The organism is Rhodococcus antarcticus (assembly GCF_026153295.1).
GTDB classification, from domain to species: Bacteria; Actinomycetota; Actinomycetes; order Mycobacteriales; family Mycobacteriaceae; genus Rhodococcus_D; species Rhodococcus_D antarcticus.
Map to the genome: position 1 here is coordinate 3,142,608 of NZ_CP110615.1, position 15,930 is coordinate 3,158,537.

Genomic DNA, 15,930 nt, shown 5'->3' on the forward strand with positions numbered 1-15,930 from the left:
CACCCCGGGGGTGGGCGCGGCCGCTCAGGGCAGCAGGAGCTCCGCGATCTGCACCGTGTTCAGCGCCGCGCCCTTGCGGAGGTTGTCGCTGGAGATGAACAGCGCGAGCCCGCGTCCGTCCGGGACGCCCTCGTCCTGGCGAACGCGCCCGACGAGGGACGGGTCGGCCCCGGCCGCGGCCAGCGGGGTCGGCACGTCCACCAGCTCGACACCCGGCGCGCCGGCCAACAGCTCCTGCGCCCGCGCCACGCTGAGCGGCCGGGCGAACTCGGCGTTCACCGACAGCGAGTGCCCCGTGAACACCGGCACCCGGACGCACGTGCCGGAGACCAGCAGCTCGGGCAGGCCGAGGATCTTGCGGCTCTCGTTGCGGAGCTTGCGTTCCTCGTCGGTCTCGTTCGACCCGTCCTCCAGGACCGACCCGGCCAGCGGCAGCACGTTGAACGCGATGGGCGCCACGTACTTCACCGGCGGGGGGAAGGGAACGCCCGAGCCGTCGTGGGTGAGCTCGCTCGCCCGCTCGACGACGGCCTTCACCTGGCTGTCCAGCTCCTCGACGCCGGCGAGGCCGCTGCCGGAGACCGCCTGGTAGGTCGAGACGACCAGCCGGGTCAGCCCGGCCTCGTCGTGCAGCACCTTCAGCACGGGCATCGCGGCCATGGTCGTGCAGTTCGGGTTGGCGATGATGCCCTTGCGGGCGTCGGCGATGGCCTCGGGGTTGACCTCGCTGACCACCAGCGGCACGTCCGGGTCCATCCGCCAGGCCGACGAGTTGTCGATGACGGTGACGCCCGCGGCCGCGAACCGCGGACCCTGCGCCGTGGACGTGGAGCCGCCCGCGGAGAAGATCGCGATGTCCAGGCCCGCGGGGTCCGCGGTGGACGCGTCCTCGACGGTGATGTCGCGGCCCTGCCAGGTGATGGTGGAGCCGGCCGATCGCGCCGACGCGAACAGCCGCAGGTCGTCCACGGGGAACGCACGCTCGGCGAGCAGCCGCAGCACCACGGCCCCGACCTGCCCGGTGGCACCGACGATGCCGACGTTCACGCCCGTCACCGCCCGGTCCCGCCGTAGACCACGGCCTGGCCCCCGTCGGGGTCCCCGAGGTCGAAGGCGGCGTGCAGCGCGCGCACGGCGTCGTCGAGCTGGGTGTCGCGGCACAGCACCGAGATGCGGATCTCGGAGGTGGAGATGATGTCGATGTTGACCCCCGCGGTGGCCAGCGCCTCGCAGAAGGTGGCCGTGACCCCGGGGTGGCTGCGCATGCCTGCACCGATGAGGGACACCTTGCCCACGTTCTCGTCGTAGAGCACCTGCGTGAAGCCGATGACCGGCTGCAGCTTGGTCAGCTTCTCGACGGCGGCAGGGCCGTCGGTGCGCGGCAGGGTGAAGGTGATGTCGGTCCTGCCGGTCGCTGCGCCCGAGACGTTCTGCAGCACCATGTCGATGTCGATCTCCGCGTCGGCGACGGCCCGGAAGATCTGGGCGGCCTTGCCGGGGTTGTCCGGCACGCCCACCACCGTCACCTTCGCCTCGGAGCGGTCGTGCGCGACACCGGTGATGATCGCCTGTTCCACGGGGATGTCCTCCATCGATCCGGACACGATCGTGCCGGGCTTGGTCGAGTACGAGCTGCGGACGTGCACGGGGACTCCGTAGCGCCGGGCGTACTCCACGCACCGGAGCATGAGGACCTTGGCCCCGCAGGCGGCCATCTCGAGCATCTCCTCGTAGGAGATGGACTCCAGCTGGCGGGCGTCGGCGACGATGCGCGGGTCCGCGGAGAACACGCCGTCGACGTCGGTGTAGATCTCGCAGACGTCGGCGCCCAGCGCGGCAGCCAGCGCCACGGCGGTGGTGTCCGAGCCGCCGCGGCCCAGCGTCGTGACGTCCTTGCTGGTCTGGCTCACCCCCTGGAAGCCGGCGACGAGGACGATGGAGCCCTCGTCGAGCGCGCTGCGCACCCGCCCCGGGGTGACGTCGATGATGCGTGCCCTGCCGTGCGCCCCGTCGGTGATGACGCCGGCCTGCGAGCCGGTGAAGCTGCGGGCCTCGGCGCCGAGGGAGTGGATCGCCATGGCCACCAACGCGTTCGAGATGCGCTCCCCAGCGGTGAGGAGCATGTCCATCTCCCGGGCGGGGGGGACGGGGGCGACCTGGCGGGCGAGGTCGAGCAGCTCGTCGGTGGTGTCGCCCATCGCGGAGACGACGACGACGACGTCGTGTCCCGCCTTCTTGGTGTCGACGATGCGCTCGGCCACCCGACGGATCCGCTCGGCCGACCCGACCGACGAACCTCCGTACTTCTGCACGACGAGGGCCACGCTGTCGTCCTCCTGCTCACCTGCTGGTCTTCCGGCCGCGCACCAGCCTACCGACGGGTCGGTGGCCTCCCCGACGGCGTCGACGACGACCGTCCGTACCGTCGCCCGCATGACCACTCCCGACCCCACCCGGCTCGCCGACACCGCGGTGCCCGTGCACCCCCTCGTCGCCGCGCGGTGGAGCCCCCGAGCGCTCGATCCCACCGCCACCCTCGACGACACCACCCTGACCGCCCTGCTCGAGGCCGCCCGCTGGGCGTCGTCCTGGGGTGGCTCGCAGCCCGCGCGCTTCATCGTCGGTCGGCGGGGGGACGAGACCTTCGACGGACTGGTGTCCACCCTGTCCCGCGGAAACCGCTCCTGGGCACCCCGCGCGTCGGCGCTGGTCCTCGGGGTCACCCGGGTCCGCGACGGGGAGAAGGTGTTGACCCACAGCGCCTTCGACCTCGGCCAGGCAGTAGCCCAGCTCACCCTCCAGGCGGTGTCCGAGGGGCTGGTGACCCACCCGATGGCAGGCTTCGACGCCGAGGCAGCCCGAGCGAGGTTCGGGGTGCCCGAGGACTTCGCCCCCCTGGTGCTGGTCGCAGTGGGGTCGCTCGCCGACCCGTCCACGGTCGAGCCCGAGCTCGCCGCCAAGGAGCAGAAGCCGCGGGCGCGCCGCGCGCTCGCCGAGGTCGCCTTCGCCGGCACGTGGGGCGCGCCCGTGCTCGGGTGAGTCCCGCACCCCCGCTGCTCGTCCCGCGCTCGATGGTTCGGCCCCGCCCACCGCTCGCAGCGCGGCGAGCGCACGTCCTGGGTCAGGATGTGGGGGTGAGCACCCGTGAGCGCGCCGCCGAGCTCGACGCCCAGGATCCGCTGGCGCACCTGCGCGAGCGCCACCACCTGCCCGAGGGCCTCGTGTACCTCGACGGCAACAGCCTCGGCGCGATGCCCCGCACGGCACCGGCGCGGTTGCAGCACACCGTTGCCCACGAGTGGGGCGAGCGGCTCATCCGGTCCTGGAACGAGTCCGGCTGGTACACCGCCCCGGCCCGGGCCGCGGCGGCCCTGGCCCCCCTGCTGGGAGCGGACGCCGACGAGGTGGTGGTGGCCGACTCCACGTCGGTGAACCTGGCCAAGCTGCTGCACACCGCGCTCACGCTGCGGCCCGGGCGGGGCGTGATCGTCATGGAGCGCGGCTCCTTCCCCACCGACCTCTACGTCGCCCGCGGGGTGCTCGCCCTCCGCGGGGGTGGCGAGCTGCGGCTCGTCGACGGCCCGCAGGACCTGCTCGGGGTGCTCGACGACGACGTCGCGCTCGTCTCCGTCACCGAGGTGGACTTCCGCACCGGGTTCCGCTGGGACGTCGGCGCGGTCACCGCGTCCGCGCACGCCGCCGGCGCCCTCGCCCTGGTGGACCTCTGCCACTCCACCGGCGCGCTCGACGTCGACGTGCACGCCTGGGACGTGGACCTCGCCGTCGGCTGCGGGTACAAGTTCCTCCACGGCGGTCCGGGCGCCCCGGCGCACTGCTACGTGGCCCGGCGTCACCACGCGGGCCTGCCGTCGCCCACGCCGGCGTGGTTCGGCCACGCAGAGCCGTTCGCCATGAGCACCGGGTTCACCCCCGCCCCCGGGGTCCAGCGTCTTGCCGGGGGCACTCCGCCGGTGCTCTCGCTGACGGGGCTGCTGTGCGGGCTGGAGTCCCTCGAGGGAGCCACCCCCGCACAGCTGCAGGCCAAGGCGACCGCGCTCACCGGCTTCTTCCTCGAGCTGCTCGACGCGCACTGCCCCGAGCTCGAGATCGCGACGCCGCGGGACCCGGCGCGGCGCGGCGCGCACGTCAGCGTCCGGCACCCGCGGGCCTACGCCCTGGTGCAGGCCCTCATCGCGCGGGACGTGGTCGGCGACTTCCGCGACCCGGACATCGCACGCTTCGGGCTGGCCCCCACCACCACGCGGTTCGTCGACCTCGTCACGGCCGTCGAGCAGGTCCGGGCCGTGCTCGACGGGGGCGAGGACACCCAGGAGCGGTTCGCCGCCCGCACGGCCGTCACGTAGGCGTGCTCGGCCGCCACGGCGGCGGAGGAGCTCCTCGGCCGGCGCTCAGGCGAAGCGGCGGATGACCTTGGCGAGGACCACTCCCACGACGAGCCAGAAGATGGCGGCCAGGCCGTAGTTGATGAGGATCATCTTCTTGACCTCGTCGGGCCCGTAGGTGAACAGGTCCTTGAACCCCAGCGCCAGCGGCCGCGCGAGGTCGGCGACGCGCTTGACGATCCCGTTCTCGGCGTTCGCGCCGCCGAGGGTGAGAACGATCTGAGCCGCCAGGACGACCGCGAACAGGGTGGCGACCCCGCGCACGAGCGTCGCCGCCCCGTTGACGGTCTTGCCGACCGCAGCACGGGCGTTCCTCGTCGAGCGCTCCTCAGCCATGGGCGGCAGTCAAGCACGGTCCACTCCGCACGTCACCACCTGGTTACCGATCAGTAGCCAGCCGGGTGAGGTCACGTGGTTGCCGCCGCCACCTGCACCGGGGCTACAGTCGACCCCGTGCAGCGCGCGCTCCTCCTTCGCCGCCGCGACGAGGCCTGAGTCCAGACCGGCTCCTCGTCGCGGGGCTCCACCGCGTGTCCTCCCCGCAGCGCCGGTCGCACCCCCTTCGTGACGACCCCCCTGGAGCCCTGACATGACCACTCCCGACGCCTTCACCCCCGCCTCGCGCAGCATCCGCACCCCCGCCCGGCCCGCCCCGGCCGACCAGGCGCCCTGGAACCCGCAGCGCGGGTCCTCCATGCCGACCCACCGCTACCTGTCCTACGCCGACGACGTCGCGCCCGTCGTCCTGCCCGACCGCACCTGGCCCGAGGTCGTGCTGGACCGTGCCCCGCTGTGGTGCGCGGTGGACCTGCGCGACGGCAACCAGGCCCTGATCGATCCCATGAGCCCCGCGCGCAAGCGGCGGATGTTCGACCTGCTGGTGCGGATGGGCTACAAGGAGATCGAGGTCGGCTTCCCGGCCGCCAGCCAGACCGACTTCGACTTCGTCCGCGAGATCATCACCGACGGCGCCATCCCCGACGACGTGACCATCCAGGTCCTGACGCAGTGCCGACCCGAGCTGATCGAGCGCACCTTCGCCGCCTGCGAGGGGGCCACCTCGGCCATCGTGCACTTCTACAACTCGACGTCGATCCTGCAGCGCCGGGTGGTCTTCCGCAGCGAGCGCACGGCCATCACGAAGATCGCCACCGACGCCGCGGCCTTCGCCCTGGAGTGTGCGGCGAAGCAGCCCGAGACGCGCTGGCGCTGGGAGTACTCCCCGGAGAGCTACACCGGCACCGAGCTGGAGTACGCCCTCGAGGTCTGCGACGCGGTCACCGCCGTGCTGGCCCCGACCCCGGCGAACCCGGTGATCATCAACCTGCCGGCCACCGTGGAGATGGCCACGCCGAACGTCTACGCGGACTCCATCGAGTGGATGCACCGCCACCTCGCCCGGCGCGACTCGATCCTGCTGAGCCTGCACCCGCACAACGACCGTGGCACCGGGGTGGCCGCGGCCGAGCTCGGCTTCGCCGCCGGGGCCGACCGCATCGAGGGCTGCCTGTTCGGCAACGGGGAGCGCACCGGCAACGTGTGCCTGGTGACCCTGGGCCTGAACCTGTTCAGCCGTGGCGTGGACCCGCAGATCGACTTCTCCGACATCGACGAGATCCGCCGCACCGTCGAGTACTGCAACCAGCTGCCCGTCGGGGAGCGTCACCCCTACGGCGGCGACCTCGTCTACACCGCGTTCTCCGGCAGCCACCAGGACGCGATCAACAAGGGCCTGGACCAGATGAAGATCGATGCCGACACCGCGGACAGCGACGTCGACGACCTCCGGTGGGCCGTGCCGTACCTGCCCATCGACCCCAAGGACGTCGGCCGCACCTACGAGGCCGTGATCCGGGTGAACAGCCAGTCGGGCAAGGGCGGTGTCGCCTACATCATGAAGAGCGACCACCACCTGGCGCTGCCGCGGCGGCTGCAGATCGAGTTCTCCCAGATCGTGCAGAAGGTGACCGACGTCGAGGGGGGCGAGGTCAGCCCCAAGGCCATGTGGGACGTGTTCGCCACCACCTACCTCGACCCGATCACCCCGCTGGAGCGGATACGGCAGAAGGTGACCGCGGCCGAGACCGACGACGGCCTGGACCAGATCGTGGCCGTGGTCAAGGTCGACGGGGTGGAGCGGGAGATCGAGGGCACGGGCAACGGTCCGCTCGCGGCCTTCGTCGACGCGATCGCCGGGGTGGGCTTCGACGTGCGGGTGCTCGACTACTCCGAGCACGCGATGTCCGCCGGTGACGATGCCTCCGCGGCCGCCTACGTCGAGTGCGCCGTGGGCGACAAGGTGGTCTGGGGCGTGGGCCTGGCGACGTCGATCACCACGGCCTCGCTGCGCGCGGTGGTCTCGGCCGTGAACCGCGCCTGAGGCCCGGTCGGGTCCCGGGGGACCCGGGGGCGTTCTGGCGGCCCCCTGACCGGCGTTGTGCGCGCACAACGCTGGTCAGGGGCCGTTCTTGGCGCGTTGTGCGCGCACAACGCCGTTCGGGGGGCAAGTGGGCCGGGGGGCAAGTGGGTCGGGGGGCAAGTGGGCCGGGGGGCAGGGGCCCGGGGCTCAGCGCACGCGGTGATGAACGCAGCGATCCGTGCCCGGATGCGCGCCGCGCGGTCCGCGGGGTCGACGTCCTCCTTGTAGCTGCGCCCGGCCGCGGGGGACCGCTTGCCCCGCACGTAGAGCGAGCACGCGAGGTCCGAGCAGGTGTAGATCCCCGCGGTGTCGCCGCGCCGCCCCGGCGCCCCGGCCCGGGCCGCGGCCATCAGCGCGACCCCGTTCCCGGTGTGGGTGGTCAGGCACAGCGTGCACATCTGCGCCCGGCGCGGGCCCCCCGTGGCGTGGCGCAGGGCGAGCCCGACGTGGTGGTCCTCCTCGGGCGAGGTAGCAGCGCCCGTCGTCACACCACCTCGTTGACCGATCCCGGACCGTCCGGGACCTCGCGCAGCTGCAGCTCCGCCGGGTCGGTGGCCTCCGCGACGACGGCGTGCGGCTGCAGCTCGCCGGAGAGGATGCGCTCGGCGTGGTGGCAGGCGACGGTGTGTCCGGCCGGGACGGGGTGCCCGGAGTCCACCCCGTCGAGCACCCTCAGCTGCGGTCGCTCCGTGTCGCAGCGGGTGGGCTGCTTCCACGGGCACCGGGTGTGGAAGCGGCAGCCGGTGGGCGGGTCGGCCGGGGACGGCAGGTCGCCGGCCAGCAGGATCTGCTGCCGGCTGTCCTCCACCACCGGGTCCGGCACCGGCACGGCCGAGAGCAGCGCGCGGGTGTACGGGTGCAGCGGCTCGCGGTAGAGCTCGCCCGCCGGGGCCTCCTCGACGAGCCCACCCAGGTACATCACGCCGATCCGGTCGGAGATGTGGCGGACCACGGCCAGGTCGTGGGCGATGACGAGGTAGGTCAGCCCGAGCTCGGCCTGCAGGTCCTCCAGCAGGTTCAGCACCTGCGCCTGCACGGAGACGTCGAGCGCGCTCACGGGTTCGTCGGCCACCAGCAGGTCCGGCTCCACCGTGAGCGCGCGGGCGATCCCGATCCGCTGGCGCTGACCGCCGGAGAACTCGTGCGGGTACTTGCTCAGCGCCGTGGTGGGCAGGCCCACCGAGCTCAGCAGCGACCGCAGCCGCGCGTGCCGCTGCCCGGGCCCGGGGTGCAGCCCGTGCGCCTTCATCCCCTCGGTCAGCAGGCTCTCCACCGACTGCCGGGGGTCCAGCGAGCTGAGCGGGTCCTGGAACACCATCTGCATCCGCCGGCGGGCCGTCCGCAGGCCCTCGCCCTTGAGGGTGGACAGGTCGGTGCCGTCGAAGACCACCCGCCCGCCGGTGGGCTCCACCAGCCGCAGGATCCCGCGGCCGAGCGTGGACTTGCCGCAGCCCGACTCCCCCACCAGTCCGTAGGTCTCCCCGCGCCGGACGGCCAGGTCCACCCCGTCCACGGCGTGGACGTGGCCGACGACGCGGTCGAGGAGCACGCCCCGGGTGATCGGGAAGTGCACCTGCAGGCCCTCGACGGAGAGCAGGACGTCCGGCTCCGACGGGGTGGTCGCGGCGGCGGTCACCGGCCCACCCCCGCGAGCTCGGGCACCGGGTTGTGGCAGCGCAGCAGGCGACCGTCCACGACGAGCTCCTCGGGGGTCTCGGTGGTGCAGGCGCCCACGGCGCGGGAGCAGCGCGGAGCGAAGGCGCAGCCGTGCGTCCACGGGATGTTGTCGACGACCGAGCCGGGGATGGGGACCAGCCGTCCCCCGCCGGCACCGGTGTCCAGCCGTGGGATGGAGGCGAGCAGGCCGTGGGTGTACGGGTGCCGCGGGTGGGCGAAGAGCTCGTGGCGTCCCGCCCGCTCGACCACCCTGCCGCCGTAGAGGACGTTCACCTCGTCGCAGAGCCCGGCCACGACGCCGAGGTCGTGGGTGATCATGACCAGTGCGGTGCCGCTGTCCAGCACCAGCTCGCGCAGCAGGGCCAGGATCTGCGCCTGGATGGTGACGTCGAGGGCCGTGGTCGGCTCGTCGGCGATCAGCAGCCGCGGCTTGCAGGCCAGGGCCATGGCGATGAGCGCGCGCTGGCGCATCCCGCCGGAGAGCTGGTGGGGGTACTCCTTGAGCCTGCGGTGCGGGTCGGGGATCCCCACCCGCTCGAGCAGGCCCTCGGCCTCGACCATGGCCGCCTTCCGGGCCGTGCCGCGGTGGCGCTCGATCACCTCGGTGACCTGGATGCCCAGCGGCACCACGGGGTTCAGCGAGCTCAGCGGGTCCTGGAACACCATCGCGACGTCCCGCCCGCGTCGGTCGCGCAGCGCCTTGTCGCCCAGGGTGAGCAGGTCGGTGCCCTCGAAGCGGACCGACCCGCTGACCTGCACCCCCCGGTGCGGCAGCAGCCCCATGATCGCCAGCGAGGTGACGGACTTGCCGCAGCCCGACTCGCCGACGAGACCGACGGTGCTCCCGGCGTCGACGGCGAAGCTCACCCCGTCCACGGCGGTGAACGGGGTCGCCCCCTTGCGGTTGAAGGTGACCGTCAGGTCGTCGACCTCGAGCAGCGACACCGTGCTCACCGCCTGTTCTTGGGGTCGAGGGCCTCGCGCAGCGACTCGCCGACGAGCGTGAAGCCGAGCGCCACGAGCACGATGGCGCCGGCCGGGTAGAAGGCCAGCGACGGGTGGCTGTCGATGAAGCCCTGCGCCTCGCCCAGCATCTGGCCCCACTCCGGCCGGGAGCGGTCGGGGTTGCCGACGCCGAGGAAGCTCAGCGCCGCCGCGTCGATGATCGACGTCGCCAGCACCAGGGTCGACTGGACGATGACCGGTGAGATGGCGTTGGGCAGCATGTGCCGGAACACGATCGGGACCGGCTTGATGCCCAGCGACCGGGCGGCGAGCACGTGGTCGGAGTCCCGCTGGGCGAGCAGCGAGCCCCGCAGCAGGCGGGCGAACACCGGGATCTGCACCACCGCGACGGCCACGATCACCGTGTAGAGCGAACCCTGGCTGAACAGCGCCGTGATCGAGATGGCCAGCAGCAGGCTCGGGATGCTGAGCAGCACGTCGACCACGCGCATGATGACGGTGTCGACCCGGCCGCCGAGCGCGCCGGCCAGGGTGCCGAGCGTGAGCCCGCCGGCCAGCCCGATGAGGGTGGCGAGCACGCCCACCAGCAGCGTCTGCCGGCTGCCGACGATCAGCCGCGAGAGCAGGTCGTAGCCGAACTGGTCGCCGCCGAGGGGGTGCCCGGGCTGGGACGGGGGGATGGCGTTGCGGGCCCGGGAGACCTGGTCGGCCAGCATCGTGACGCTGGCGTCCTGCGGGGCGAGCAGGTCCGCGAAGATCGCGACCAGCACGAACACCGTGATGATGGCGCCGCCCAGCAGGAACACCGGGTTGCGGCGCAGCCGGCGCCAGGCATCGGTGGACAGGCTCACGCCGGAGTCCGCGAGGTCGTCGAGCCGCTTCTTGCGGCCGAGCAGGTCGCGGCGGGGCGGCTCCGGCACCGGCGTGGGGTCCGTCGTGGAGGTGGTGCTCACCGCGTCCTCACCCGCGGGTCGATGAGCGCGTAGGAGAGGTCGACGAGCAGGTTGACCACGACGTAGACGATCGCCGCCGCCAGGATCAGCACCTGCAGCACCGAGTAGTCGCGCTCGCGGAACGCGGTGGCCAGCGCGTCGCCGAGGCCGCGGTAGGCGAAGACGGTCTCGGTGAGCACGGCCCCGGCGAGCAGCGCGCCCACCTGCAGCCCGATGGTGGTGACCACCGGCAGCATCGCGTTGCGCAGCACGTGGCGGCTCCGGATGGTGCGCGCGAGCAGCCCCTTGGCCTCCGCGGTGCGCACGTAGTCCTCGTCCAGCACGTCGAGCACCGCGGCCCGGGTGATCCGGAAGACCACGGCGAACGGGATGGTCGCCAGGGTCACGGCCGGGAGGACCAGGTGCTTCAGCGCGTCCAGGGTGGCGTCGTACTCGCCGGTGAGCAGCCCGTCGAGCGTGGCGAAGCCGGTCACCGTGGTGGAGTTGATGTCCACGGCCTGCCGACCGGCCGAGGGCAGCCACCCGAGCTTGACGGCGAAGACGTACTTCAGCAGGAAGGCCAGGAAGAACACCGGGACAGCCACCCCGATGAGGGAGCCGACCACGCCGACGTTGTCGAGCCAGGTGCCGCGACGCCGGGCCGAGAGGTAGCCCAGCGGGACCCCCAGCACCACCGCGAGCACGATCGCGGCGAGCGCGAGCTCCACGGTGGCCGGGAAGCGGTCGAGGAAGATCTGCGAGGCGCTGACGCCGGGCTGCACGCCGGTGGAGGTCCCGAAGTCACCCCGCACCACGCGCCCGACGAACGACCCGAGCTGGACCGGCAGCGAGCGGTCGAGCCCGAGCGAGGTCTGCAGCTGCGCCCTGGCCGCCTCCGAGCAGCGGTCCCCGCACAGGGCGGAGGCGGGACCACCGGGCAGGCTCCGCAGCCAGGCGAACAGCAGCAGAGCCAGCACGGCGATCACCACCGCCAGCTGCAGGACCCTCCGGACGGTGAACCGGAGCACGGGATCAGCCCTTGGAGACGGAGGCGAACTTCTCGTCCGTCAGGGGGCTGGGCACCAGGCCCGTGATGTTCGAGGCCACGACGATCGCCGGCGGCGAGTGCGAGATCGGGACCGCGGGCAGGTAGTCGGCCATCAGGCTCTTGTTGAGCGCCTCGTAGTCGGCCTTGCGGGTGCTCACGTCCGGCTCGGAGTCGGCGGCCTTCAGGTCGTCGGCCAGCGTCTGGCCCCACGAGGAGACGCCGGTGGTGAACCGGTTCGAGGTGCTGCCGAAGAAGGTGCCGATGAAGTTGTCCGGGGTGTTGTAGTCACCGGTCCACCCGAGCAGGAACAGGTCGGCCTTCTTGGCGTCGACGTCGTCGAGGTAGCCGCCGTTCCAGGGCTCGCTGACCGCGTTGACGGTGATGCCGACGGCCTGCAGGTTGGCCTGCATGTAGTTGAAGATGTCCGACGGCTTGGGCATGTACGGGCGGCTGACCTCGGTGGGCCAGTAGAAGTTCAGGGTGAGGTTGCTGGCGCCGGCCTCGGCGAGCAGGGCCTTGGCCTTGGCCGGGTCGAAGTCGTAGGCCATGACGTCGTTGGAGTAGCCGGCGACCGTGCTCGGGTAGAACTCCTTGGCCACCTCGGCGCCCTGGGGCAGCTGCTGGTCGACGAGGCCCTTGCGGTCGATGGCGTAGGCCAGCGCCTGGCGGACGCGGATGTCGGCCAGCGCCGGGTTGTTGGACTGGGTGATGCCCAGGTAGAGCACGTTGAACGCGGGGCGGACCTGCAGGTCGTAGCCGGCCTGCTTGAGCTGGTCCCAGTCGGCGGGGCTCGGCAGGTCGTAGCCGTCGATCTGACCGGACTGCAGCGCCTGCTTGCGGGCGGACTCGTCGGCGATCACCTGGAACACCAGGGAGTCGAGCTTGGCCTTGTCGCCCCAGTAGCTCTCGTTGCGCTTGAGGGTGATGACGCCGTTGGCCTGGTCGAAGCTGTCGAACGTGAAGGGCCCGGTCCCGGTGGGGTGCTGCAGCGCGTAGGGAGAGTAGGTGAAGCTGTCGCCGTTCGCGGTGACGGTGTTGGCGTCGTACTTCTCCATCGCGGTGGGGCTCTGCATGGAGAACGAGGGCAGGCCAAGGACCGCGGGGAACTTGCTGGTCACCCGGGTGAGCGTGACGACCGCGGTGGAGGCCTTGGTGGCGTCGCACGACTTGTAGAGCGAGGGGGCCGCACCGTCGGCGAAGCCGCCGAAGTTGTCCGCCCAGTACTGCGAGACGGCCTCGGAGGCCGCCGCACCCTTCTGGGAGTACATCCGGGTGAAGTTCTTGCACACGGCGGCCGCGTCGAACGGGGTGCCGTCGGAGAAGGTCACGCCGTCCTGGAGGCCGAAGGTCCAGGTGAGGCCGTCCGGGCTCGAGTCGTAGGTCTTGGCCAGTCCGGGGGCGACGTCGGCGGTGCCGGGGGTGAAGCTGACCAGGCCCTCGAAGATCTGCCGGGAGACGCGGAAGGTCTCGCCGTCGGTGGCGTAGAAGGGGTCGAACAGCTTCGGGGCACCGGCCGCGCCGAAGACCATGGTGCCGCCGGTGGCGCCGGCCGCGGACGAGGAGGTGCCGCCGGAGGCGGACCGGTCCGAGCTGGCGCAGGCCGCGAGGGAGACGGTGGCGAGGGCGGCGAGGCCGGCGGCGGCCAGCCGTCGGGTGGTGGGTCTCGTCATGGGTTGGCTCCGTCATCTCGGGTCGGCGGTGGTACGCCGGAGGCTCGCCGGACGCCGGGTGGGCGCCGCGTGGGGGTGGACATTAGCGGCGCCCCCGGTCCGTTCGGGCGAAATGCAGCGTTACGTTTCGGCTACGACCACGTGGGCGCGGCGTCGGGTCGCGTCGACCGCGAACCACCCCTGCTCGACGCGCTGCCACCGGCGCAGGTGCGCGCGCTCGCGCTCCCCGTCCCGCGCCACGGCCCGCTCGAGCCGGGCGGTCGACGAGGCCAGCTCCACCCAGACGGCCAGCGAGACGACGTGTTCCACCCTGCGGCGCGCGGAGCTGACCCCCTCCAGCACGAGCACGTCGGGCACGGGCACCGGCACCGGGAGCACGGGCCTACCCCAGCTGGTGGGCAGGTACCGCCCGGGGCGTCCGGCCGCGACCGGCTCGAGCACCCCGCGCTCGAGCCGCGGCCACCACCCCACCGGGTCGTCCCAGGTGGCGAAGTGGTCGGTGCGCACGAGGCCGGTGCGGACACCCCGGGGGCCGAGCTCGGCGACCAGCGCGTCGGCGAGGGTGGACTTGCCGGAGCCCGAGGGGCCGTCGAGCACGACGAGGCGGACCGACCCGAGGCGGGCGGGCACGGCCAGGGCGGCGTCGGCGATCGCGGCAGCCGTGCTCACATCGCGCGGCGGCCGGACAGCGCGCGGCCCAGGGTCACCTCGTCGGCGAACTCCAGGTCACCACCCATGGGCAGGCCCGACGCGAGCCGGGTGACCACGAGCCCGGGGAAGTCGCGCATCATCCGCACCAGGTAGGTCGCGGTGGCCTCGCCCTCGGTGTTGGGGTCGGTCGCGATGATCACCTCGGAGACGTCCACCCCGTCGGACTGGTTGCCCAGCCGCGCGAGCAGCTCCCGGATGCGCAGCTGCTCGGGGCCCACGCCCGAGAGCGGGTCCAGCGCCCCGCCGAGCACGTGGTAGCGGCCGTGGAACTCCCGCGTGCGCTCGACGGCCTGCACGTCCTTGGGCTCCTCCACGACGCAGATCACCGCGCGGTCGCGCCGGGAGTCGGCGCAGATGCGGCACAGCTCCTTCTCGCTGACCGTGCCGCAGATGGTGCAGAACTGGACGCCGTCACGGATGCGCTGCAGCGCGGCCTGGAGCCGTCCGATGTCCGCCGGCTCGACGCCCAGCAGGTGGAACGCGATGCGCTGGGCCGACTTTGGCCCCACCCCGGGCAGGCGACCGAGCTCGTCTATGAGGTCCTGGACGGGACCTTCGTACACGGCTCAGGCCCCCCGGGCTCGGGTGCGGATCACAGGCCGGGCAGGCCCAGACCGCCGGCGCCCATGCCCCCGGCCAGGGGGCCCATCTTCTCCGCGGCCAGCGTCTGCGCCGCCCGGTTGGCGTCGGCCACCGCACCGATGACGAGATCGGCCAGGGTGTCGACGTCCTCGGGGTCCACCACCTTGGGGTCGATGGTCAGCCCCACGAGCTCGCCGGCGCCGGTGACCGTCGCGGTGACGAGGCCGCCGCCGGCCTGGCCGCTCACCTGCGCCTGCGCGAGCTCCTCCTGCGCAGCCATGAGCTGGGCCTGCATCTGCTGCGCCTGCTGGAGGATCGCCTGCATGTCGGGGGCGTCGCCAGGGTTCACGGTGGGTCCTCACTGGGGGTTCGAAGCGGCATGGGTCGGAGCCGGGTTCTCCGGCTGTCGCTGCCAGGTTAGTGGTCGTCGCGGCGCTACCGTGTCCCGGTGCAGGCGCAGGGCCCGGTGCGGGCGGGTCCACCGGTCGCGACCGCCCTCGTGCTGACCGTCGCCCTGGCCCTCGCCGGGTGCTCGTCCGGACCACCCGTCGCGCAGGCCCCGGCACCCGACTCCCGCACGACCACCGCACCCCCGCCCACCACGGCCCCCGTCCCGCCGACGACCAGCCTCCTCGCGACGACCACCGTGCCGGCCACCACGACACCGGCCACCCCAGCACCGGCCACACCACCACCACCCACCGCCGCCGCGCCCGGGGCTCGCTCCGCCGCCGGGGCGGTGGTCGTGCTCGACCCGGGCCACAACGGCGCCAACGGGTCCCACCCGGGCCAGGTGAACGCGCCGGTCCCGGACGGGCGCGGGGGTACCAAGGCCTGCAACACCACCGGGACGTCCACCGACGGCGGCTACCCCGAGCACGCCTTCACCTTCGCCGTGGCGACCGAGACGGCGCGGCTGCTGCAGGCCCAGGGGGTCACCGTCCGGCTCACCCGCCCCGACGACTCCGGCGTGGGCCCGTGCGTGGACGAGCGGGCCGCCATCGGCAACCGGGCCGGGGCGGACGTCGTGGTGAGCATCCACGGTGACGGGGCGGCCGCCGCCGGGCACGGGTTCCACGTCGCGTACGCGAGCCCGCCGCTGGACGCCGCCCAGTCCGGACCGTCACCGTCGCTGGCCCGCACCGTCCGCGACACGCTCGTGGCCGACGGGCTCACCCCGTCGACCTACCTCGGCAGGGAAGGTCTCGACCCGCGCGCCGACCTCGCCGGGCTGAACCTGTCCACGCAGCCGACGGTGCTGGTGGAGCTGGTCAACATGCGCAACAGCGGGGACGCCGCGGCCGCGACCAGCACCGCGGGGCGGACCACGTTCGCCCGGGCCCTCGCCGACGCCGTGCTCGCCTGGCTCGCCGCCCGCTGAACCCGGCACGGGGGGTCGGCGCTCGGACGCCGACCGTCGCCGGACGCGCCCGGCGCACCGCGGGAGAACGTCTGGTGACGATCTTCACCGCGCCGCCGCACAGAGGTGCGTCGACGGCTCGCACCGTACTAACGTCAGGTC

Annotated in this window: 16 protein-coding genes; 4 read left to right on the plus strand and 12 right to left on the minus strand. The window is 73.0% G+C overall.

The window, feature by feature from the left end; translation table 11 throughout:
• Positions 1 to 24: 24 nt before the first annotated feature.
• Positions 25 to 1,056, minus strand: a complete 1,032-nt coding sequence (locus tag RHODO2019_RS15350) for an aspartate-semialdehyde dehydrogenase (protein ID WP_265382599.1) — start codon at positions 1,054 to 1,056, stop codon at positions 25 to 27.
• Complete coding sequence (locus RHODO2019_RS15355) at positions 1,053 to 2,324, minus strand: aspartate kinase (protein ID WP_265384814.1); 1,272 nt, start codon at positions 2,322 to 2,324, stop codon at positions 1,053 to 1,055. Before RHODO2019_RS15355 ends, RHODO2019_RS15350 begins: the two co-directional genes overlap by 4 nt.
• Positions 2,325 to 2,433: 109 nt before the next feature.
• Between RHODO2019_RS15355 and RHODO2019_RS15360 the strand changes: the two genes are divergently transcribed.
• Together RHODO2019_RS15360 and kynU are read left to right on the plus strand one after the other, a co-directional pair.
• Positions 2,434 to 3,039 (plus strand): nitroreductase family protein, encoded by a 606-nt coding sequence (locus RHODO2019_RS15360; protein WP_265382600.1) that lies wholly within the window; start codon positions 2,434 to 2,436, stop codon positions 3,037 to 3,039.
• A 95-nt stretch (positions 3,040 to 3,134) separates the two neighbouring features.
• Positions 3,135 to 4,364: a kynureninase gene (gene kynU, locus RHODO2019_RS15365; RefSeq protein ID WP_265382601.1), complete on the plus strand. Its 1,230-nt coding sequence runs from the start codon at positions 3,135 to 3,137 to the stop codon at positions 4,362 to 4,364.
• Between the two features lie 45 nt (positions 4,365 to 4,409).
• Here the strand turns inward: kynU and RHODO2019_RS15370 are convergent, their stop codons facing one another.
• Positions 4,410 to 4,739 (minus strand): hypothetical protein, encoded by a 330-nt coding sequence (locus tag RHODO2019_RS15370; protein WP_265382602.1) that lies wholly within the window; start codon positions 4,737 to 4,739, stop codon positions 4,410 to 4,412.
• Positions 4,740 to 4,992: 253 nt separating this feature from the next.
• Between RHODO2019_RS15370 and leuA the strand changes: the two genes are divergently transcribed.
• Complete coding sequence (gene leuA / locus RHODO2019_RS15375; protein ID WP_265382603.1) at positions 4,993 to 6,783, plus strand: 2-isopropylmalate synthase; 1,791 nt, start codon at positions 4,993 to 4,995, stop codon at positions 6,781 to 6,783.
• Here leuA and RHODO2019_RS15380 read toward each other — a convergent pair.
• The 9 genes from RHODO2019_RS15380 to RHODO2019_RS15420 all read right to left on the minus strand — a co-directional run bounded on the left by RHODO2019_RS15380 (position 6,675) and on the right by RHODO2019_RS15420 (position 14,757).
• On the minus strand, positions 6,675 to 7,310 hold the full coding sequence (locus RHODO2019_RS15380; protein ID WP_265382604.1) for an FBP domain-containing protein: 636 nt from the start codon (positions 7,308 to 7,310) through the stop codon (positions 6,675 to 6,677). The genes leuA and RHODO2019_RS15380 overlap by 109 nt on opposite strands.
• On the minus strand, positions 7,307 to 8,458 hold the full coding sequence (locus RHODO2019_RS15385; protein ID WP_265382605.1) for an ABC transporter ATP-binding protein: 1,152 nt from the start codon (positions 8,456 to 8,458) through the stop codon (positions 7,307 to 7,309). Before RHODO2019_RS15385 ends, RHODO2019_RS15380 begins: the two co-directional genes overlap by 4 nt.
• Positions 8,455 to 9,453, minus strand: a complete 999-nt coding sequence (locus tag RHODO2019_RS15390) for an ABC transporter ATP-binding protein (protein WP_265382606.1) — start codon at positions 9,451 to 9,453, stop codon at positions 8,455 to 8,457. The genes RHODO2019_RS15385 and RHODO2019_RS15390 overlap by 4 nt, the downstream gene beginning before the upstream one ends.
• Positions 9,450 to 10,418, minus strand: a complete 969-nt coding sequence (locus RHODO2019_RS15395) for an ABC transporter permease (protein WP_265382607.1) — start codon at positions 10,416 to 10,418, stop codon at positions 9,450 to 9,452. Before RHODO2019_RS15395 ends, RHODO2019_RS15390 begins: the two co-directional genes overlap by 4 nt.
• Positions 10,415 to 11,425 (minus strand): ABC transporter permease, encoded by a 1,011-nt coding sequence (locus tag RHODO2019_RS15400; RefSeq protein ID WP_265382608.1) that lies wholly within the window; start codon positions 11,423 to 11,425, stop codon positions 10,415 to 10,417. The genes RHODO2019_RS15395 and RHODO2019_RS15400 overlap by 4 nt, the downstream gene beginning before the upstream one ends.
• A 4-nt stretch (positions 11,426 to 11,429) precedes the next feature.
• The gene (locus RHODO2019_RS15405; RefSeq protein WP_265382609.1) at positions 11,430 to 13,115 is read right to left on the minus strand and encodes an ABC transporter substrate-binding protein; all 1,686 of its coding nucleotides are present in this window, start codon (positions 13,113 to 13,115) and stop codon (positions 11,430 to 11,432) included.
• A gap of 120 nt (positions 13,116 to 13,235) precedes the next feature.
• Positions 13,236 to 13,784 (minus strand): uridine kinase family protein, encoded by a 549-nt coding sequence (locus tag RHODO2019_RS15410; protein ID WP_265382610.1) that lies wholly within the window; start codon positions 13,782 to 13,784, stop codon positions 13,236 to 13,238.
• Entirely contained in the window at positions 13,781 to 14,389 is a 609-nt protein-coding gene (recR, locus tag RHODO2019_RS15415) for a recombination mediator RecR (RefSeq protein ID WP_265382611.1), read from the minus strand. Before recR ends, RHODO2019_RS15410 begins: the two co-directional genes overlap by 4 nt.
• 29 nt (positions 14,390 to 14,418) lie before the next feature.
• Positions 14,419 to 14,757: a YbaB/EbfC family nucleoid-associated protein gene (locus RHODO2019_RS15420; protein WP_265382612.1), complete on the minus strand. Its 339-nt coding sequence runs from the start codon at positions 14,755 to 14,757 to the stop codon at positions 14,419 to 14,421.
• Between the two features lie 297 nt (positions 14,758 to 15,054).
• Here RHODO2019_RS15420 and RHODO2019_RS15425 point away from each other — a divergent pair, with 297 nt between their 5' ends.
• Positions 15,055 to 15,789 (plus strand): N-acetylmuramoyl-L-alanine amidase, encoded by a 735-nt coding sequence (locus tag RHODO2019_RS15425; protein WP_435532235.1) that lies wholly within the window; start codon positions 15,055 to 15,057, stop codon positions 15,787 to 15,789.
• The last annotated feature ends 141 nt before the right edge of the window (positions 15,790 to 15,930 follow it).